Origin of the sequence: Amycolatopsis sp. NPDC059021, from assembly GCF_042739895.1 — a bacterium.
Classification (GTDB): Bacteria; Actinomycetota; Actinomycetes; order Mycobacteriales; family Pseudonocardiaceae; genus Amycolatopsis.
In genome coordinates this window covers 7450-27577 of sequence record NZ_JBHYIQ010000036.1, presented here as the reverse complement: position 1 = coordinate 27577, position 20128 = coordinate 7450, and the positions used below count along the sequence as shown (strand labels likewise).

Here is a 20128-nt window from a genome sequence, read left to right as displayed (position 1 = left end):
CCCGTTCAGGGCATCCGGACCGTTTTGAGGAACTTCCGCAGCAGCCACGGCCGCGGCCCGCGGATGACGACTCCGCGGGTCAACACCGCGCGCAGTTTGCCGATGCGGCCGAACATCATCGGCACCAGCACCGCGGGATCGAAGAGGAGCCGGACGTCACTCGCGCCGTCCGGCTCCTCGACCGTGACGTGGCCGTGCTGAAGCGCCATGACCACCGGTTCCGTGTACGCGGACCGGAACTCCACCGCGATCCGGCGTGGGGACGGCACGGCGTCGTCGAGCAGCGTGCCGACGCCGTTGCGCGTCATGCCGATCAGGAACAGTTCGAGGAACAGCGCTTCGTCGGCCGACCGGATCGGCCACGAAACGCCCACCGCGCGGGCGATGTCGAGGCCGTGGATGAGCAACTCGTTGAGCAGGTGCGCGAGAACCCCGGCGACCGGGACGAGCGAACCGCCGAGCCAGGGCACCGGTTTCTCCGGGTCGAGATCCGCGCTCTCGCGCAGGATCTCGTCGATGTCGGCACGCAGGTTTTCGCTCAACCGCACCGGATCCCGTTCCCGGTACTCCTCGAACGCGAGCGCGTTCATCGCCGCGATGCTGTCGGTGCGGGCCTGCGCGATCGGCTCCGCGAGACCGGGCAGCCGCAACGGCTCGCCCGTGCCGCGGACCATGGTCGTGTACAGGAGCGCGATGTAGCCGACGTGCGCCGCGGTCTGCGTGATGTCCCAGTCCGCGGTCACCGCGGTGGCCGGGTCCGGTGCCCCGGTGACGAGGTCCGCGAACCGGGCGCCCGCCTGCGGCAGGGCCACCCGGACCGCGTCCCAGCGTTGTTGTGTGATCGCCACTTTTCTGCCCTCCAGCCGACGATCACAGTAATGCGGGGCGCACGCACCCGGATATCCGAAAATGCCGCGTTCCCTTTGATCACAACGGACGCCGGGCGAGCGCGGTACGCAGCCGTCGCTTCGCGCGTTCAGCGCGACGCGCTTCGTAGGCGATCGGCAGATACCGCAGGCGCTCGGGCAGCAGCGGCACGATCCGGGCGACCGCCTGGCCCAGCCCCCGGAGCCTGCGTTCGTCGCGCGACGACCACGGGAGCCCGAGTTTCGCGCGGGCCTGTTCGGGCAACGTGCCGACGGTGACGAAGTGCTGAACCCTCCCAGGGATCAGTGCCGCGACCCTCCACAGTGGATGGAATGGCTTCGGCAGCCGGATCGGCGGCGGGATGTGCCGCGTGGTCTCCAGGAACGAGTACGCCGTCGGATGCGCGACGAGGATGTGCTCCATGATCTCGTCGAACCGGGCGAGGTATTCGTCGTACGTGGGCGGGATTTCCTTCTCCGCCACGTGCAGATTCCGCATCAGCTGGACGATCTCCGCGTACAGCTGCTCGGCTTCCTCGCGGGTGTACGGGCGACGGGAGAAATACCGCGACGACGTCGTGAGCGCGTACGGCGCGGTGAGGATGATCCAGGCCCACGGCCCGGACGCGAGCGCGTGATGGGCGACGCCGTCCGCGTCGGTGGTGTTCAAAGTGGCGTGCATGCTCCGGAGCCGGTCGGCTTCGGAAAGCGCTTCCTCACCGCCGTAGACCCAGGTCATCACCGACGCGATACTGCGCGCCGCGCGGCCGAGCGCGTCCGTGCGGTACACCGAATGCTCGGCGACGACCTCGCCGACGGTGGGATGCATGGTCTGCAGCAGGAACGCCGCACCGGTGGACAGCGAGAACGTGACCAGTCCCTGCGTCTCCCACAGCAGACCGTCCGGCCCGAACGGACGACGTTCCGGCCGCGCGGTGGCCGCTCGTGGTTTCTCCTGCACCTCGGTCATGGACGCGTACCTCCTCGACGTGCGGGCACGGTCATTGTGGCCACGACCGTCACCAGATATCTGGGGACACTGTCCCCCAGATACCATCCGGACGTCAAGATCGGAGGTGTCCGGTGTCCGAGCGGAACTACGCGGGCGCGACCGGCCCGCAGCGGAAGGCCGCGCGGCGGGCGGCCTTGCTGGACGCGGCGCTCGACCTGCTCACCACCGACGGCCCGGAAGCCATCACCGTCCGCCGCGTCTGCGCCCACGCCCGGCTGAACGACCGGTACTTCTACGCCAGCTTCGGCGACCGCGACGAGTTGCTGCCCGCCGCGTGGGACGTCGTCACTGCCGACGCGCTGGGCGCGTTGACCGCGGCAATCGAGACGACGAAGCCAGATCCCCCTTCGCGCGTGCGCGCCGTCATCGACGCCATCGTCACGTTCTTCGCGGACGATAAGCGGTACGCGCGGCTGCTCATCGAATCGCAGACCACCGAGGCGCTGCGCCGGCGCCGCCACGCCAGCGTGCGGCAGGTCGCCGAAATCGTCGCCGAACAGGGCCGCGAGATGCTGGGCGCCGCGGTCCCCGACCCGGTCGACCAGACGCTGGCCGCGCTGACCATGGTCAACGGCTGTCTCGACCTGCTCGTGACGTGGTTGCGCGGGGAGGTCGACGTGACGCGGGAGCACCTCGTCGACTTCCTGGTCGCGATGATCCTGACCTCGAGCGACATCACCGCGGCCCTCCAGCGCGAACGACGGGGGTAGGGCGAGCTGAAGGGGACTTTCGTCTCATCACATGCGAGGAAAGTCCCCTTCAGCTCATCCAGCGCGAGGAAAGTCCCCTTCGGCAATCTGTCGATCCGGGCGGCGGCCGCTCGTATAGGGGGTGAGAATCCGGCACGGTGCCGGAGCCGACGAGGAGGAGGCCCCCATGCAGCAGTACCTGCTCAGCATCTACCAGCCCGACGGCGAGCCGCCCGCGCCCGAGGTGCTCGAACCGATCATGAAGAACCTCCGCGCGCTGAACCAGGAAATGCGGGACGCGGGCGCCTGGGTGTTCAGCGGTGGCCTGCATCCCGCCAGTTCGGCGACCGTCGTCCGGGTGAAGGACGGCGACGTCCTGATGACCGACGGCCCGTTCACCGAGGGCAAGGAGCACCTCGGCGGGTTCACCGTGATCCAGGCGCCCGACCTCGACGCGGCACTCGGCTGGGGCCGCAAACTCGCCGAGGCGATCGGGATGCTCCCGATCGAGGTCCGGCCGCTGCAGGACGAATCCCCGGACGACTGCCGGCCGTGACAGGGCGCGAGACCACCGACGTCGAACGCGTCTTCGGCGCGGAGTACGGGCGTGCGGTGGCTGTCCTGGTCCGTGTCTTCGGCGATATCGACATCGCCGAGGAGGCGGTCCAGGACGCTTTCGCCGCCGCGATCGAGAAATGGCCGTCGTCGGGAGTGCCGCCGAGCCCGGCCGGCTGGATCATCACCACCGCCCGCAACCGCGCCATCGACCGGCTGCGGCGCGAAGCGTCCCGCGCGGGCCGGCACGCGCAGGCCGCGCTCCTCCACGCCGAGGACGAACCCGTTGAGGAGGGCCCCGTGCGCGACGACCGGCTCCGGCTCATCTTCACCTGCTGTCACCCCGCGCTCGCCCCCGCCGTCCGGGTCGCGCTCACCCTGCGGCTGCTCGGCGGGCTCACCACCGCCGAAATCGCGCACGCCTTCCTGGTGCCCGAACCGACCATGGCGCAACGGCTCGTCCGGGCGAAGAACAAGATCCGGGACGCGCGGATCCCCTACCGCGTGCCCGGCGACGCGGACCTCCCGGATCGGCTGCGAGCCGTGCTCGCGGTGGTGTACCTGGTCTTCAACGAGGGCTACACCGCGAGTTCGGGCGATCGGCTCGTGCGCGAGGACCTGTGTGCGGAGGCGATCCGGCTCGGACGCCTGCTGACCGAACTGATGCCCGACGAACCCGAAGTGTGGGGCCTGCTCGCGCTGATGCTGCTGATCGAGTCGCGCCGCGCGGCACGCACGACGTCCGGCGGCGAACTCGTCCTGCTGTCCGAACAGGACCGTGACCGCTGGGATCGTGCGCTCATCGCGGAGGGTCAGGACATCGTGCGGCGTTGCCTGCGGCGGGATCAGCCGGGGCCGTACCAGATCCAGGCCGCGATCAACGCCGTCCACAGCGACGCGCCGATCGCGGCGGCCACGGACTGGGCGCAGATCGTGACGCTCTACGACCAGCTCCTGACGTTCACCCCGACCCCGATCGTGGCGCTCAACCGCGCCGTCGCGGTTGCCGAGGTCGACGGCCCCGCCGCCTCACTGTCCCTTGTGGACGAACTGGACCTGCCGAATTTCCATCTGTACCACGCGATCCGCGCCGATCTGCTGCACCGGCTCGGCCGGGACGCCGAAGCGGCGCAGTCCTACGACGCGGCCGTCGAACGCACCGAGAACGCCGCCGAACGCGACCTGCTGCGCCGAAAACGCGCGGCGATCGATCCGTGAAGGCCTCCTTCACAGCGCTCAACGCCGGTAAGGAGGCCTTCACGGCAGGATAGTCCACAGTGGACCTCAGCACCGCGTGTGCAGCCACGTACGAGCCGCCTCGACGGCCTCGCCTGGCGGCGCCTTCACCGGCGACAACTGGTCCGGCGCGATGGGACGGCCGTCGTACACCCGTCCCGTGCGGTCCGCGTTGCGGACGGTCGTGAGCAGGAGCTGGGCGCCGTCGGCGAACGAGTAGGTCTCGTTGCCGGTGGCGTATCCCCCGGTGGCCCGGCCGAAACTCCGGACGTTGTCCTGCCCGCGAAAGGCGATGAGGGTCGCTTCACCCGAACTGGCGGTGTCACCCGAGGTCAGCACCGCCACCGGCGGCCGGGGGTGGCTGAGCCGCACCGGGTTCCGCTCCTCGGTCATGCCCTCCCCGCCCAGCTCCGCCCGGCCGTCGCGCACGCTCCACGCGGTCCGCGTGCCGTCAGGGGAGACGAACGCGCCGAGCGTCCCGTCGCCGAGCAGCGGCGCGAGGACGGTGAGCATCGGCCACATGGCACCGCCGTCGTCCCCGCGGAGGTCGACGATCCACCCACACGATGCGGCGCTGTCCAGCTGCCGCATGGCGGCGACTCCCTCCTCGACGTAACGCCGTTCTCCCGCCGGGTCGGCCTGAAAACCGGGTACGGCGATCAGCGCGACACGGTCGTCGACTCGCCTGCCCGACGGCACCCGGATGACGCTCGCGGCGGGAGCGGGCATCGCACCGGGCCGGATGAGAAAGGTGTGCCGGTTTCCCAGCGCGCCGATCACGTACTCGATCGCCGGGTAGGTGTCCGCGGTGGTGGTCGCGTCCCCCGCCATCCGCAGCGCGTTCGCCCGGACCACCGGCCAGTCGACCCGGTCGCGGTCCAGCGCGTTCTTCCGCATCAGCGCGATCGCGTCGTCCAGATAGGCGTAAACGGCCGGAACCGGACGATCCGTCGGCGCCGCGCCCGCGAGACCGGCGACGAGCGCGACCGACAACAGCAACCCCAGAACCCGCATCACATCCCCAGCATGCCGAAAACCGCGCCACTTGGCGGCGTTCAGGGCTACCACCCTGGACCCACCGATGGTTGCGGCGGTTTGCCCGGTTGCGACAAGGGCGTCCCTCGGTGCGTTGGGCGCATCGGGGGCGTCCCTCGGTGCGGTGAACGCACCCAGGGCGTCCCTCGGTTCCGGCCGCCGATGGCTCGGAACCACGGCACCGGGGGACCCCGGCTGGCCTCACGAAACGGACTTCGGCGTTCCTCCCACTCGCACCGGAAGACGCCGATAGCCGCGCAGAACCCGCGTACCGCGTCGCGTCGGCGTTCCGTCCAATGCCAGATCGGGGAATCGTTCGAACAGCGTCCGCAGCGCGGTGGCTCCTTCGAGCCGGGCGAGCTGCGCGCCGAGACAGAAATGCGGCCCGGCGGAGAAGGCCAGGTGCTCGCGGGCGTTCGCGCGGGTGGTGTCGAAGCGATTCGGCTCCGCGAAGACGTCGGGGTCGCGGTTGGCACCCCCGAGCATGACGACCACCGCCTGCCCCTCCCGCACGGGCACGCCGAGGACATCAGTGTCCGCTTTGGACACTCGGAGCGTGACCTGGACCGGGGAGTCGTACCGCAGCACCTCCTCGACGGCGTTGGCCCAGCCGTCGGGTTCGGCCTTGAGGCGGTCGAGCTGACCGGGATGGTCGAGCAGCAGCGTCACGGCGTTGCCGATCAGGTTGACCGTGGTCTCGAACCCGGCGCCGAGCACCAGGAGCGCGGTGACCCGCAGTTCGGTGTCGGTGAGTTTGTCCGAACCGTCGGCCGCCTCGATCATCCGGCTGAGCAGGTCGTCGCCAGGCTTCCGGCGCAGCCGCGCGATGTGCTCGTCGAGGAACCGGTGCCCGTTCCGGACGGCCTCGGTGGCCCGCCGGTAGTCCCGATAGGACAGTCCGGGCTCCAGGGACAACGCTGCCTCGTTCACCAGCTCGACGAACGGCCGTCGCAGTTCCTCGGGGACGCCGAGGATCTCGGCGATCACGGTCACCGGCAACAGCGACGCGTAGGCCTCGATCAGGTCGACCGTGTTCTCGGCCGCGATCTTGCCGAGCAGCTCGTCCGCGAGTTCCTGGACGCGGCCGGTGAGGGCGGTGATGGCCCTGGGGGTGAACGCGTAGGCGACGAGTTTGCGGATCCGGGTGTGCTCCGGCGCGCTGATCGCCAGCAGCGACGGCGGATCGACCGGGCCGAGGGCGCGCGGGTCGGTCACGAGGTCGAGCAGCTTGTCGAGGGACTTCGCCGGTGCCGCCGCGGGCGCGGCCAGGAAGCGGTCGCCGCGCAGGATGTCGTTCGCGGCGGCGTGGCTCGCCGTCCCCATGACGAACCGGCCGGGCAGCAGGGGTCCCCTGGCGCGGATCTCGTCGTAGGTCGGGAACGGATCCGCCCGGCGGGCCGGATCGACGACGCTGCGCGCGAGCAGGTCGCCCTGGCGCGCACCCACCCGGAGGGCGAGCCCCGTCAGGCCGTACTTGAGCACCCACGCCACCGCGGACCGCGTGGCGGCCACCGGACGCGTCTGCCGCAGATCGAAACGGTGATCACTGCTGGTCATCGGACACCCCCGGGTCGGTCCGGCCAAGTGGATACTCGACAGTAGCCCCGGAAACCGGTGGGTCACCTCGCGCCGTGGTACCCAGTCGGCCTCCTACCACGGTCGGATACCCGGTGCCGACCACCGCAGCAAGACGGGACACCCCGGGAGTTTCTACGCTGGGGCGGTGCGGGGAACTCTGGTGGACAGGTACCGGGCGCGGCTGGAGGACAGCCTCGCCCGGTACGACGTGTCCCTGCCCTGGTGGCTCCCCACGTGCACCACGGTGATGAACGCCGCCGGCGTGATCGTCGCGCTGGTGCAGCGGCACGCGCTGGTCCCGCCGGCCCCGATCGCGCTGGCCGGGCTGCTGATCCTGGTGCGGTTCATGTTCTGGCCCGTCACGGGCAACCTGATCCCGCCGTGGCTGGGCGCGATCGCCGTCCTCGTCGGCGTGCCGATCCTGCTCACCGACCCGGTGACCCCGGACTTCGCGCCGGTGCTGCTGGTGCTGCTGGCGACCGAGGTCGCCGCGATCGCCAGCCTCACGCTGGCGTTCACCGTGACGGGCCTGAGCATCGCGGAACTGATCGTGGCCCAGGTGTGGAACGGGCTGTCCGGCTATCCGGTGTACATCGTCGCGGTGCTGCTCGGGCTCAGCGGCGGGGTGACGCTCCGCTGGTACCACCGGGCGCTGAACGCCGAACGCGGCAAGCAGGACGCCGCGCGCGAGCAGGCGATCCTCGCCGAACGCCAGCGCATCTCCCGCGAGGTCCACGACGTGGTCGCGCATTCGCTCAGCATTACCCTGTTGCACTTGACCGGGGCCCGGCACGGCCTCCAGCAGGACCGGGACATCGACGAAGCCGTCGAGGCGCTCACCGAGGCGGAGCGGGTGGGCCGCGCGGCGATGGCCGACATCCGCCGGACGGTCGGGCTGCTCGCCAGCACATCCACGGGCACGCGGCCGCTCCCCGGCATCGACGACATCGCCGGGCTGGTCGAGCGCACCCACGCCGCCGGGCTGGACGTCCGGTACGAGCAGGACGGCGATCTGAGCGTCGTCGGCGCGTCCGCCGGTCTCGGTCTTTACCGCATCGCGCAGGAGTCGCTGGCCAACATCGCCAAGCACGCGCCCACCGCGGCGGCGCGGGTCCGCCTGCGTGTCGACGCCGCGGGCACCACGCTCACCATCCGCAACACGCTGCCCGCCGGGACGGCCGCGGATACGGCCAGCGGGTCCGGTATCGCGGGCATGACCGCGCGGGCCACCCAGCTGGGTGCCGATCTCCGCGCCGGGCCCAGCGGCGGGCACTGGGTCGTCGAAGTCGCCGTTCCCGGCCCGCCACAGCAGAAGTCCGAACGGAACGAACCCGCCACCAGTCCCCGTCAGGAGGTGACGCCATGACCGACACCGAGATCCGCGTCCTGCTCGTCGATGACCAGGAACTGGTCCGGTCGGGGCTGCGCCGCATCCTGCGCCGCCGGGACGGGTTCGTGATCGCCGGGGAATGCGGCGACGGATCCGACGTGCCCGCGGCGCTGGCCGAGGGCGAAGTCGACGTCGTCGTGATGGACCTGCGCATGAAGGATGTCGACGGCATCGAGGCGACGCGGCGGCTGCGTCAGGCGGGCCCTCGTCCGCCGGTGCTCGCGTTGACCACGTTCGACGACGACGAGTTGCTGGCAGGGGCGCTGCGGGCGGGCGCCGCCGGGTACGTCCTCAAGGACTCCGCGGCCGAGGACCTGATCCGTGCCGTGCGCGCGGTCGCCGCGGGCGACGCGTGGCTCGACCCGACGGTCACCACGCGCGTGCTCACGACGTACCGGCAGGCCCCGGCGCCCAGGTGCGGCGGCCCGGCACCCGAACTGCTCACCCCTCGCGAACACGACGTGCTCCGCGCGCTCGGGCGGGGTCTGACCAACTCGGAGATCGCGGAGGCGCTGGTCATCTCCGAGCTCACCGTGAAGAGCCACATCGGCAGGATCTTCACCAAACTGGGGTTGCGTGACCGTGCCGCGGCGATCGTTTACGCGTTCGACCACGGCATCGTCACGCCTGGCTAGGACGGCCAAGAAATGACTGTGACGCATTCCCACGTGACCGAGCCTCGGCTCCGGTTTTCGGTACTCGGCCCGCTGCGGGCCTGGCACGGCGAAGAGCAACTGGACCTGGGGCCGATCCGTCAGCAGGCGATGCTGGCGGCGCTCGTGCTGCGGCCGGACATGACCGTCAGCCGGGACGAACTGCTCGACGGCGTCTGGGGTCTGGAGCCGCCGGGCACCGGCGCCAAGGTCGTGCCCGTCTACGTCCACCGGCTGCGCCGCTGTCTGCAGGCCGCTCCCGAGGAGCTGATCGGCCGCAGCCGCGGGGGCTACCGCTTCGTCAGCGGCGACGTGTGGGTCGACGCCGCGAGGCTGGAGGAGATCGTCGCCGAGGCCGGTGCGGCCGAGCGGTCCGGTGATCTGCCCGCCGCGGTGGACCGGTACGCCGACGCGCTCGAACTGTTCCAGGGCGAGCCCCTCGCCGGACTGCCAGGACCGTTCGCGGAGGGGCAGCGGTTGCGGCTCTCGGAGCGGCGGATCTCGCTGGTGCAGGAGAAAGTGGACCGTCAGCTGCGGCTGGGGCGGCACGCGGACGCGGTCGGCGAGCTGACGGCTCTGCTGCCCGCGTACCCGCACAGCGAGCCGCTCGCGGCGTTGTCGATGCGGGCCCTGTACGCCTCCGGCCGTCGTGCCGACGCGCTGGCCGTGTACACGCAGCTGCGCCGCCGTCTCATCGACGACCTGGGCGTCGAACCGGGCGACGAGGTGCGGCGGGTCCATCAGGATGTGTTGCGCGGCAACGATTCCGGCCTCGGCGTCACCGTTCCGCCGTCGACGGCGCCCCGGCCGCCCGCTCCGGCCGGGCGAGTGCGCGACGAGCTGCCCGCCGACGTCGCCGAGCTGGTCGGGCGCACCACGGAGCTGGCTCTGCTCACCGCGCCGGGCGGCGCGGGGGCACCGGCGATCGACGCGGTGGACGGCGTCGCGGGGTCCGGCAAGACCGCGCTGGCGGTGCGCGTGGCCCACCTCGTGCGCGAGCGCTACCCAGACGGCTGTCTGTTCGTGGATCTGCACGGGCACACCGAGGGCCGGAAGGCGCTAACCCCGCAACGCGCGCTGCGGCGCCTGTTGCGCGCGGTGGGTGTTGACGTCAACAACGTGCCCGACGACCTCGACGAGCTCGCGGCGTCGTGGCGGGCGGCGACGGCCTCGTTGCGGTTGTTGCTGGTACTGGACGATGTGGCGGGCGCCGAGCAGATGCGCCCGCTGCTCCCGGCCGGGACGGGCAGCCGGGTGCTGGCCACCAGCAGACGGCGGCTCGCCGGGCTGGACGTCGGTCGCCGGGTTTCCCTCGGCCCGCTCGCCCTCGACGAGGCCGAGGGGCTGCTGAGCAGCATCGTCGGGGAGTCCAGGGCGGAGCGGGAGCGCGGCGCGGTGCGGGACCTGGCGCGGCTGTGCGGGCGGCTGCCGCTGGCGTTGCGCATCGCGGGCGCGCGGTTGCAGAACCGTCCGATGTGGACACTCGACTACCTGGTCGCGCGGCTGGCGGACGGGGAACGGCGGCTCGGCGAACTGACCGCGGAGGACCGGAGCGTCGAGGGGGCGTTCCGGCTGTCCTACGAGCAGTTGCCGAGCCCCGAACAACGCGCCTTCCGCGCGCTGGGCCTGTCACCGACGCCCACGGTCGACGGGCATGCGCTGGCCGCGATGCTGGGCTGGTCGCCGCGGGATGCCGAGCTGGCGCTGGAAAGCCTGGTCGACACCAGCCTGGTGCAACAGCCCAGCGCCGGCCGGTACCGGCTGCACGATCTGGTCGCGGTGTACGCGCGGCGCCTCGCCGAGCAGGACTCCGCCGACCTGGTGGCCGCGGCCCGCACCGGCGTCCTCCGGCTCTACCTCGCCGCCGGCCGCTACGCGAGCGACTGGGGCCCGGCCGGTTTCCCGACCGGGCCGGAGCTGGGGCCGGTCCCGTTCGACGGCTGGCAGGACGCGGTGGCCTGGCTGGACGCGTCCGCCGGAGACCTCACCGATGTCGTCGCGTACGCGGCGGCGGTGGGCGAAGCCGACTACGCCTGCTGGATCGCCGACAGCCTCGTCCACTACCTCACCAGGCAGGGCCGTCATCACGAAAGCCGCGCGGCGCTGAACCTCGCGCTGCCGCTGGTCGATGAGGCGTCCGACCGGCGCATGGTGTCGTCGCTGCGGACCGGCCTCGGCATCGCGTACGGGATGCAGGATCGGTACGAGCAGTCGCGCGCCTGGTTCTCCGACGCGCTGGCGATCAGCCGCCGGGCCGGTGACCTGCGCGAGCAGGCGCGGGCGCTGAACGGGCTCGGCGTGGTCGCGCGGCTGTCCGGCTGGTATCCCGAGTCCGTCGCGTACCTGGTGCGGATGCGGGAACTGGCGCTGCGGCTGGAAGACGACTGCCTCACCGGGATGGCGGTCAACGACCTCGGCGCCGTGCTGCACTGCCTCGGCAGGCACGAGGAGGCGCTGGAGTGTTTCGGCCAGGCCATGCGCTATGCGGAGAAGGCCGAGAATCCGCGGCTGATCGCGAAGATCCTCCGGTTCATCGGCGATCTGCACCTCGATCTCGACCAGCACCCGGACGCCGTCTCGGCGTTCCGGCAGGCAGGCGAACTCGCCGAGCAGGTCGGTGACCTGCCGCTACAGGCCTCGTGCCTGACCCGCTGGGGCTCGGCCGAGCTGGGGCTGGGGGACCACCCGCGAGCCCTCGACCTGCACCAGCGCGCGCTCGCCGCGGTCACCGAGCAGACCAGCGTCGAGCTGGAACGGGAGATCCGGCGGCGGCTGGGCGAGTGCTACGTCGCGGCCGGGCGCTTCTCGAACGCCTGGGTACAGTTCCAGCGCGTCCTCGAACTCGGCAAGACACCCGGCCACTGACCCCGCTTTCCGTCCACTGTGGACCTTTGCGAGGTGGGCCGTGCCATGCCGTGAAAGACTCCTTACCGGCGTTGAGCGCCGTGAAGGAGGCCTTCACGGACTTGGCCGCGCGCTTCCCGGCCTCCGAACCCTTTTCCGTCGGTCCCCATCCGTACCGTGTCAGGTAGGGGGCCTCGGAGTGTCCTGAACGACGCGTTCGGGACGTTGAGCGTCCGCAACGCGACGTTCGCGACATCACCCCCGAAGCCGGTGACCTCACGGCAGAGGAGTGGCCCTCGTCGTGCGCGGCACCATCAGCAGACCGTCGTACTCGTCGGCGAGCGTGACTTCGATGGTCGTGTGCTTCACCATCGGCCAGAACCCGACGATCGAACCGAAGGAACGCATCCTGCTGGGCTCGGTCACCCAGCGGGCGACGCGTTCGTCCTCGCGCGCACCGCGGACGTCGAGGAAATAGGTCCCCAGGTCCGGCTGCGCGAGCTGGTGCTCGACGGTACCCGCTGGCGCCTCCGCCACCTCGAACTCGAGTGGTGCCGTGTAGCCGTTTCCGGTCGCCTTGAGCGCTTGGAACGACCCTTCGTTGAAGACCAGGGCCGTCGCGTAGTAGCTCTCGCCGTACTGCTCCGCGAGGTGACCGCCCAACGGCTGCCAGCCGTCGGCCTTCCTCGCCACGTGCCCGTTGTGTGCCCACAGGATCATCCGGGCCCGCGTGGTTTCCTTGTCGAGAACCCGTGCCACCGCCTGTGCCATGGACCGCTCGCGACTGGCATTGCCACCCGAGCCGAGGGGCGACTGGAGCGCGATCTCCACGCCCTTGTCGAGGGCCCAGAGGTGCTCGACGGCGTCCGCCCACGCTTCCGCGGAGGTGGCCCGCACCAGACGGTCCTCGTCGCGGACGACGAACTCATAGGTCTCACGCACCGTTTCGCCCGCGCTCGCCGCGGCTTCGGCGCGGGCCTTTTCCTTGCGCCCCAGCCCGACGACGCGCCGGATTCCGCCGAGTACGAGTGCTGTCGCCAGGCTCCGTAGTCCGGAAGCGCTGCTCCGGGGCTCCAGCAGCGTCAGCGCCTCGCGCAGCCGTGCCGCCCGCTCGGGCTCGATCGGCTCGAGGTAGCGCGCAACGGCCTCGGCCGCCGTGGGTTCCACGGCCGGATCCACTCCGCGGAAGGAGACCTTCTCGGCATCGGGTACTCGCGCGTTGTATTCCCGGAACCACTCGATCAGGTCAAGAATTTCCGCGGTGTTCCAGGTCCAGTACCCGAGCGCGCGCAAGGCGGCCGCGGGATCACCCGAACCGTCCCGGATGTAGTCGTCGACTGCCCGGCAGCCGGAGCACCCCGCCTCGATCGCGAAGACGCGGAACCCGAGCCGGGTCACCAGGAATTCGATCATCCGGTGTTTCAGGGTGAAGAATTCCCTGCTGCCGTGCGTGGCCTCGCCCAATGCGACGATCCTTGCTCCCCGGAGCACCTCCCCGATGGGCGAAAGATCCTCGTGACCGGTTCCCGCTGTGACGCCGGTCAGCGGAACAGCGTTCTCCGTCAGCCAAGCGGTGACACCTTCGGGGTCAACAGCGTTTCCCGGCATCAACACCTCCGCGGCACGAGGTGCCATTCGCAGGAACCGACCGAATCCAGATATACCAGACGACGCGCGAGGAGTCCTGCCACGGCTCTGCCACATTCACCGTCCGCTCGCGAGCCCCGCGGTCTCGTCGAGGTAGCCGGAAGCCTGCAGTTTGAACAGTTTCGCGTAGACGTTGTCGAGGGCCATGAGTTCACTATGCGTACCTTCTTCCAGCACGCGCCCGCGGTCGATCACGACGATGTGGTCGGCCACCCGGACCGTCGAAAACCGGTGGGCGATCAGCAACGTCGTCGCCCGGCCCGCGATGTCCTTGAGCCGCCCGAAAACCTCGGCCTCCGCCTGCGCGTCGATCGAGGCGGTCGGCTCGTCCAGCACGACCACCGCCGCCTTCCGCAGGAATGCCCTGGCCAAGGCGATGCGCTGCCATTGACCGCCCGACAGCTGATGCCCGCCGTCGAACCATCTGCCCAGCTGGGTTTCCAGACCTTTCGAGAGCTTCCGCACGAATTCCGCCGCCCCCGCCTGCCCGACGGCACCGAGGATTCCCGAGTCGTTACCGAGTTCCTCCCGGCGGCCGAAGCCCACGTTTTCCCGCACCGACGCTTCGTACTGGACGAAGTCCTGGAAGATGACTCCGAGGTTCCTTCGCAGGCTTTCGATGTCGTATTCCTCGATCGGCACACCGTCGACGAGAATGACACCGGAGGTCGGCTCGTAGAACCGGGCCAGCAGTTTGACCAAGGTGGTCTTGCCCGCCCCGTTCTGCCCGACCAGCGCCACGCAACGACCCGCGGGCAGGAACAGGTTCAGTTCTTCGAACACCGGCGTATCGGTACCCGGATAAGTGAACGAAACCTCACGGAACTCGATTCCGGTTCCCAGTCGCTCCGGAAACGACCGTCGCCCGGCCCGGACGTCGCGCACCGGGAGGTCGAGGAAGGCGAACAGGTTCCCGATGAACAGGCTGTGCTCGTACATCTGGGCCAAGGAGCCGAACAACATCTGTACCGAGGACTGCACCATGGTGATGGCCATGACGTAGCCCGCGAACTGCCCGACCTGCCCGCCCTGCACCGTTGTCGCCGCCGCGAACAGGATCGCGCCTGCCGACGCGGCCACGCTCAGCAGCCCGAGCGCACCGCTCGCCACGGCCTGGCGGCCCTCGAGCCGCCGGTCGACGGCGTAGAAACGGTTCACCAGCGCACTGAACCGCTCGACGAAGAGCCCGCCGAGGTCGAACAGGCGCGTTTCCTTGAACGTCCGGTCCGTGGTGACCAGGTACTGCAGGTAGGTCGCGCGACGCCGGTCGGCTGCCCGGTTGTTCTCGATCTTCCAGCCGAGCCTGCCGTAGAAGATGTTCGCGGCCATCGAGGGGAACGGCGCGAGGATGATCACCCCGGCGACCCACGGATTCCACGTCAGCAGTACGAGACTGACCGAGATCAGCGAGACGAGGTTGGACGTCACGGCGATGAGATTGGCGAAGATCTGATAGGGCCGGAACGAGGCCTCCCGGTTGGCGCGCTGCAACGAGTCGTAGGTGGCCGCGTCCTCGAACTGGGACAGCCGCAGCGAGACGGACTTGCGCATGATCCGTTCCTGGATCGTGTTCGCCATCCGGTGTTGCAGCAGTGTCTCCAGGTAGGTGCGCACTGTGCTGAGCACGTGGCTCACCGCCATGAGCACCGCCAGCGCCCCGGCCGCGCCCAGCGCCGCGGACAGCGCCTCCGGCGCATCGCCTCGCCCCGCGGAGTTCGCCACCGCCTGCACGGCCTGGGTGGTGAAGTGGACCGTGGCGGCGGGCACCAGCGAGGTCAGCACGGTCGCGGCGATGACGCCCGCAACGTGTGGTGGATTGACGCTCCAAAGCAGCTTCAACGCGCGAAGCCAGTGACTCCAGCGCTGTTCCCGCGGGACCTCGGACGGCATCGGTCGGCTCCTTCGGTTCGGTCAGCGCACCGGCCGGCGCTCGATCGCGCGCCTGCCCAGTGCCCACAGCTCGTGACACGCCTTCTCGCGTTCCTGGTCGATACCGAGCAGCCTGTTGACTTGCATGTGCAGCAGGCTGCCCAGGATGGTCTGCTCAGTGCCGGTCAACCGGCCCGTCCTGGCCAGCTCCCGTGCCAGGTCACCGGCCCTGGCGGCCACCTCCCGCTGGCGTTCCAGCGCTCGGTCGAGGGCGCCGGCGTACCGGCGTGCTACCTCGTCCGGGTGGTCGTCCCAGGGGGCGAGCAGGTCGCAGAGCACCGGCCGGACGCGCCGGAAGTGCTTGCGTGCCGCGTCCGACACGTCCGGCGTGGCGCGGGCGTGAACGTCCCCGCGGAGATCCGCACCCCAGTACTCGCTCAGCTTGTGCACCGCCAGCACGCAGAGGGTCTCGACATCCACGTCGGCGGCGCACATCCGCCGGAGCTTCACCAGCTCGACGGAAGCCTCGCTGTTCGCGGTGAAGAGTTCCTCGATCGTGTCGATCAGCTCCGCGCCTCCGTATCGTTCGAGCTCGCGGTCATAGCTGACGAACGCGAGATCCGAGGCGAGGCCGGACGCGATGACGCCATGGGCCCACTCGGCACACCGGGTGATCACCTGCCCGACGTCGGCCCGGTCACGCACCCGCACCCTGATCCGCAGATGCGGCTGGGGGTCGAGGTAGCGGATGTAGAACCATCGATCGATGGTCTTCTCGGCCGTCAGGCTCCCGGTCAGCTCCGGCAGGTCCGTGACGATGATGTCGTCCTGCTGAGCCGTCGCGGAATACAGTTTCAGGTAGACCCATTCGCAGCCGACGAGCTTCCTGCGGTTCGCTGTCCGGTCGTCTTCCGCCACCGCGCCCTGGACGGCCACGGGAGACCTGCGCACCACTTCCTGATCGCGAGCCAGCAGTGGCACCACGATCTCATTCACATGAGTCGAATTCTGCTTGCTCTTCAACCACAGTTCGTCGAAACCGGGCAGCATTTCGTGCACCAGCACGGCCGCGTGGGCGTCCTGCCGTCCGATTCGCGCGAGTTCGGCTCGCAACTCCTCGGTGAACAGGGGATGTTCGAGATCGAGCAGGAGACGGTTGTCCAGCCACACGAGGTAGACGTACCGCGGCACACTCCAGGACGTACGCCATTTCTGAACGGCTTCGTGGAATGATTCCGGGCTTTCTCCGTCGTGCTCCGACAGGAGCTTCGACGACAGCCGCCACTGCGCCGGGTACAGGACGACACGCCCGCGGGTGACCCGGGGAAGATACGGAGCGGAACCGGCGACTCCCCAGTCGAAGAACGGCGTCGAGGTGAACCCGTCCTGTGACAGTTCGAGCAGCAGCCGGCAGACGTTCGGCGCACCGACTGCGGACAACAGATGGCTTTGCGTGACGTAGAGTTCCCGGCCCAGGCGTTTCGATCGCAGATAGAAGCGTTCGGCCGTCGCGCCGACGACGATGTCGGCGAGCGCGACCTGCCGGTCCGGGGAAAGCGAAGGCGAAGTGTTGACGCAGATCTCATAACGCCGCAGCGCCGGGTGAATGGCGACGTTTCCACCGCGGCCGAACGAGGTGACGTAGTTCAGTTCGGCGAAAGTCAGATCAGGACACAAAGCCTCCTCGGCGCGCGCGAATTCCGAGAGTTTCCTCAGGGATTTCTCGCCGAACAGGTCGAAGAACCGCCCGAAGGTGCGGCCGCCGTCGGCGGTCGCGAGGGGAGCCACGACCATCCGCCAGTCGCCCCGATCGATGGCGTCCGCCGAGCGCGCCGCGATCTGACAGTAGAGATCCAGAGCGGGCCGGGGACGCGGTCGTTCGGGCCCCGGTCGCCAGGTGCTCACCCTCTCGAGCAGATCGTCGGTGAGCTCGATTTCCTTCCGGCACTGGTAGAGCGATTCCGCGGCCAGCGCGCCGAACAACGCGTCACGCGAGCGGGTGTGTTCGTCGGGCACGGTGGGGAGCGGGTAGGTACGGGGCGGGTTCTGGTAGCCGGGCGGAGCGTCCAAACCGGACTCGGGACTGAGCAGTTCGAGCACCGGCACTTCGGCGTTCAAGCCGTACCGTTCGAGGAACGCACTGTGGTATTCGACGAGGTGATGATGTCGCCGCGGCGATCCGCCGAGCCGGGTGAGCACGTCGGCGACATCGGCCGCCGTCTCCCCGATTTCCTTCGAGAGCCGGTCGTCGGCGAGGGAAAGCGCGGCGTCGAGCTGGTAGGTCTCCTTGTCGAAGCCGGGAGTCAGCTCGGACTGGCGCGCCGTCATCCGGCGCAACGCGGGGACCGCGGCGCCACCGAGCGCATCGTCGATCCGGGTGGCGTGTTCGCGAACCTCGCGGAGCGCGCTTTGGACGGACGTCGCGGCTTCGATGCCGTCGAGCCGCTTGACGAGATCCTGCTCGGGAAGCGCGACCGTCAGCGCGGGACGCAGATCACTGATGAGAACGTGCAATTCCCACAACTGACCGACCAGCGCCCTCGCCTGTTCCGTCGTCGCGCCGGGCATCTCGGCGCGGATCGCCTCGACCAGATCGGCGTAGGTCGTGCCAGGCAGGTTCGCCGCGCGGAGCGCGACTTCGACGGGCGCCGTGCGGCGGAACCCGACCAGCCGATTGTCGGACTGCCCATGCACGTCGGCGAATGGCAGCACGGCACGGCCACCGACGCGGTACAGCATCGGGTTGACGACGACACGCAGGGCGGCCACCAGGTTCTCGTCGTTTTCGATGTCCTTGACGAGTTCCAGCAGCCACCCGACGTCGGCGCGGGTCCGCGTGGCCGCCACCACGCCGGGACCGAGCGCTGTCGATGTGGTGGCCTCGAACCTGCCCATGCCGACGCCCGCGAAGAGGCCGTACGGCGTCGGCCGAGTGGCCATGCGCGTGACGTACCGCACCAAGGACGAGTACACCCGCTCCGTCCTCTTGTCGTCCCGAGGCGCCGCCGCCAGGCGCGCGAGCCCCGCCGCGAGACTGGTGCTGGCGACGTGCAGCGCCTGCTCGACCATGGGACGTTCGGCGATCTTCCGGAGCCGGACACGTCCGTCGTGGGTCAACCGGGCCAGCCGGGCGGAAGTCGTCTCGGTTCGGGCACCCCCAAGCTCTGTCGCGGCGAGAAGATCTTCGCTGGGAAGAGTGGCGGCGCGGAGCATGAAGAAATCTCCCGGCCGGTAAAGAGGCCGTGGCTCCGCCGCCTTCTCGGTGCCGCGCTGCCGATGGTCAGCCATGATGGTTCGCGCTCCTCCGTGGTACGTCAGCTGATGAGAAAGGCCCGTTCCCAGCGGTGTCCGATGGCACCGGCGGCCGACCACAGCGCGAGTGCCACCCCGGCGGCACCGCTGAGCAGGCCAGGGCTGTCCAGCAGGGCACCTTGTGGCTGTTCCAGGTCCTGTACTCCGAGTGGCAGCGCCTCGTCGCAATGCGACAGCAGATGCTCGGTGAGCGGTGCGACCGATCCCCGCGCCAGTTCGCTGCCGGTCTCCCTGGCGAACATGACGCACATCGCCAGCAGCCCCGCGGCGCCATGGCACAAGGTCGCCGAGCCGAACCGGCCGTGGTGCCGAAACCGCCGTAACGCACCATCGAACACCTCGACGGCCGCCGCTTTCAGCTCGCCGTCTGCCAGCGCGGCCGAGGCGCGCAGGAGCGCACACGCGATGCCCGGCGCGCCGTAGCACCAAGCCGATCTGGTCGGGACGAGTTCCGCACGGTCCTCGTCCCCATCGCCGGTCAGCGGGATCCCCGCGGGCCAATTCCACCCGTGGTCGTCCTCGATCGAGGCACCGCGGAGGTAGTCCGCCGTGGCACGGATGGTGGCGCGCACCCTCTCGTCGCCGTGGCCGGCCTCGTACGCGACGGAAAGCGCCGCCAGCGGTCCGGCCACACCGTGTGCCAGCCCGAGGTTGACGTACCCGTGCGGATAGCTCTCGCGGTACTCGGCCATGGGATACCGGGCAGGGGGGATGCGCCACGGCCGCGGTCCGGCCGAAGGTGGTTCGCACAGGTGGCACAGGTCGTCGACAAGGCGATTCGTCGCGCGCTGGACAGCCGGGTTCCCACGCTCGGCCGAAGCCAGGTGGGCCAGGATCCCGGACGCACCCGCGATGACGTCGTAGTCACCGTCGGCCACGCCGTCCTCGGAAAGCCAGGTGGGCGCCTCGACGACCTGCGAGGCCAGTTTCGCGTTCAGCTCGCCGAGAGCACCGGCGTAGCGCGGTTCGTCGGCGGCACAGTCGGACAACGCCGAGGCCAGACCGGCCGTGCCCGCGGCCAGACCGGCCGTCATGAGCGGAACCTCGTGGGTACTGGCCACCGCCTCGGCCAGCTGTGCGCGGACCTGACCCAGCCAGAACCCGGCGTCCGCGGGCATGGCCCGCGACGCGTATTGGAAGGCGAGCGCACTGCCGGCGTGCCCCGAGTAAAAGGCCGCGCCGCCCCAGGAGAACGGGAACTCGGCAGCCGCTTCGGCTCTTGTCACGGCTTCCGCGACGACGTCCGGATCCGCCAGCCGACGTACCACCAGCCCGGCGCGCTGCCGCGCCTCGGCCGCAAGAACGCGATCGATGAATGTGCCGGAATCCTTCAGCGTTGTCACCAAATCCCCCCGGATATCAGCAGGCACACAGTGGCGCGAGCATGGATGAAATGCGATGATGCACGGGCGTGGGGGGGGGGGGGGGGGTGTGGGGGAGTG

General features: G+C 69.9%; 14 protein-coding genes. 6 read left to right on the top strand and 8 right to left on the bottom strand.

Translation table 11 applies throughout. From position 1 onward, the window contains the following. Window positions 1–5 precede the first annotated feature (5 nt). Together ACFWX1_RS21845 and ACFWX1_RS21840 are read right to left on the bottom strand one after the other, a co-directional pair. The gene (locus ACFWX1_RS21845; protein WP_378389990.1) at window positions 6–848 is read right to left on the bottom strand and encodes a maleylpyruvate isomerase N-terminal domain-containing protein; all 843 of its coding nucleotides are present in this window, start codon (window positions 846–848) and stop codon (window positions 6–8) included. A gap of 79 nt (window positions 849–927) precedes the next feature. Beyond that, window positions 928–1836, bottom strand: coding sequence for an oxygenase MpaB family protein (locus ACFWX1_RS21840; protein WP_378389988.1), 909 nt, complete (start codon window positions 1834–1836; stop codon window positions 928–930). 113 nt (window positions 1837–1949) lie between these two features. On the opposite strand from ACFWX1_RS21840, the gene ACFWX1_RS21835 reads away from it, so the two are divergent. From ACFWX1_RS21835 to ACFWX1_RS21825, 3 genes are all read left to right on the top strand, one after another. Next, entirely contained in the window at window positions 1950–2588 is a 639-nt protein-coding gene (locus ACFWX1_RS21835) for a TetR/AcrR family transcriptional regulator (RefSeq protein ID WP_378389986.1), read from the top strand. Between the two features lie 166 nt (window positions 2589–2754). Continuing rightward, complete coding sequence (locus ACFWX1_RS21830) at window positions 2755–3123, top strand: YciI family protein (RefSeq protein WP_378389984.1); 369 nt, start codon at window positions 2755–2757, stop codon at window positions 3121–3123. After that, window positions 3120–4340: an RNA polymerase sigma factor gene (locus ACFWX1_RS21825; RefSeq protein WP_378389982.1), complete on the top strand. Its 1221-nt coding sequence runs from the start codon at window positions 3120–3122 to the stop codon at window positions 4338–4340. The genes ACFWX1_RS21830 and ACFWX1_RS21825 overlap by 4 nt, the downstream gene beginning before the upstream one ends. A gap of 66 nt (window positions 4341–4406) precedes the next feature. Here the strand turns inward: ACFWX1_RS21825 and ACFWX1_RS21820 are convergent, their stop codons facing one another. Then, entirely contained in the window at window positions 4407–5372 is a 966-nt protein-coding gene (locus ACFWX1_RS21820) for a S41 family peptidase (RefSeq protein ID WP_378390085.1), read from the bottom strand. Between the two features lie 222 nt (window positions 5373–5594). After that, complete coding sequence (locus ACFWX1_RS21815; RefSeq protein WP_378389980.1) at window positions 5595–6950, bottom strand: cytochrome P450; 1356 nt, start codon at window positions 6948–6950, stop codon at window positions 5595–5597. Window positions 6951–7116: 166 nt separating this feature from the next. Between ACFWX1_RS21815 and ACFWX1_RS21810 the strand changes: the two genes are divergently transcribed. The 3 genes from ACFWX1_RS21810 to ACFWX1_RS21800 are packed head-to-tail and all read left to right on the top strand — an operon-like array spanning window position 7117 to window position 11879. Continuing rightward, window positions 7117–8337 (top strand): sensor histidine kinase, encoded by a 1221-nt coding sequence (locus ACFWX1_RS21810; RefSeq protein WP_378389978.1) that lies wholly within the window; start codon window positions 7117–7119, stop codon window positions 8335–8337. Further along, window positions 8334–8996: a response regulator gene (locus ACFWX1_RS21805; RefSeq protein WP_378389976.1), complete on the top strand. Its 663-nt coding sequence runs from the start codon at window positions 8334–8336 to the stop codon at window positions 8994–8996. The genes ACFWX1_RS21810 and ACFWX1_RS21805 overlap by 4 nt, the downstream gene beginning before the upstream one ends. Window positions 8997–9029: 33 nt before the next feature. Then, on the top strand, window positions 9030–11879 hold the full coding sequence (locus ACFWX1_RS21800; protein ID WP_378389974.1) for a BTAD domain-containing putative transcriptional regulator: 2850 nt from the start codon (window positions 9030–9032) through the stop codon (window positions 11877–11879). A gap of 255 nt (window positions 11880–12134) precedes the next feature. Here ACFWX1_RS21800 and ACFWX1_RS21795 read toward each other — a convergent pair whose 3' ends face one another. From ACFWX1_RS21795 to ACFWX1_RS21780, 4 genes are all read right to left on the bottom strand, one after another. Further along, a complete protein-coding gene (locus tag ACFWX1_RS21795) occupies window positions 12135–13466 on the bottom strand; it encodes an erythromycin esterase family protein (protein ID WP_378389972.1) in 1332 nt (443 codons plus the stop codon). A gap of 96 nt (window positions 13467–13562) precedes the next feature. Further along, complete coding sequence (locus tag ACFWX1_RS21790; RefSeq protein WP_378389970.1) at window positions 13563–15395, bottom strand: ABC transporter ATP-binding protein; 1833 nt, start codon at window positions 15393–15395, stop codon at window positions 13563–13565. A gap of 21 nt (window positions 15396–15416) precedes the next feature. Further along, window positions 15417–18662, bottom strand: coding sequence for a lantibiotic dehydratase (locus tag ACFWX1_RS21785; protein ID WP_378389968.1), 3246 nt, complete (start codon window positions 18660–18662; stop codon window positions 15417–15419). Between the two features lie 26 nt (window positions 18663–18688). After that, window positions 18689–20029 carry a lanthionine synthetase C family protein gene (locus tag ACFWX1_RS21780; protein WP_378389967.1) on the bottom strand — a complete coding sequence of 447 codons (1341 nt, stop codon included), beginning with the start codon at window positions 20027–20029 and terminating at the stop codon, window positions 18689–18691. Window positions 20030–20128: the final 99 nt, after the last annotated feature.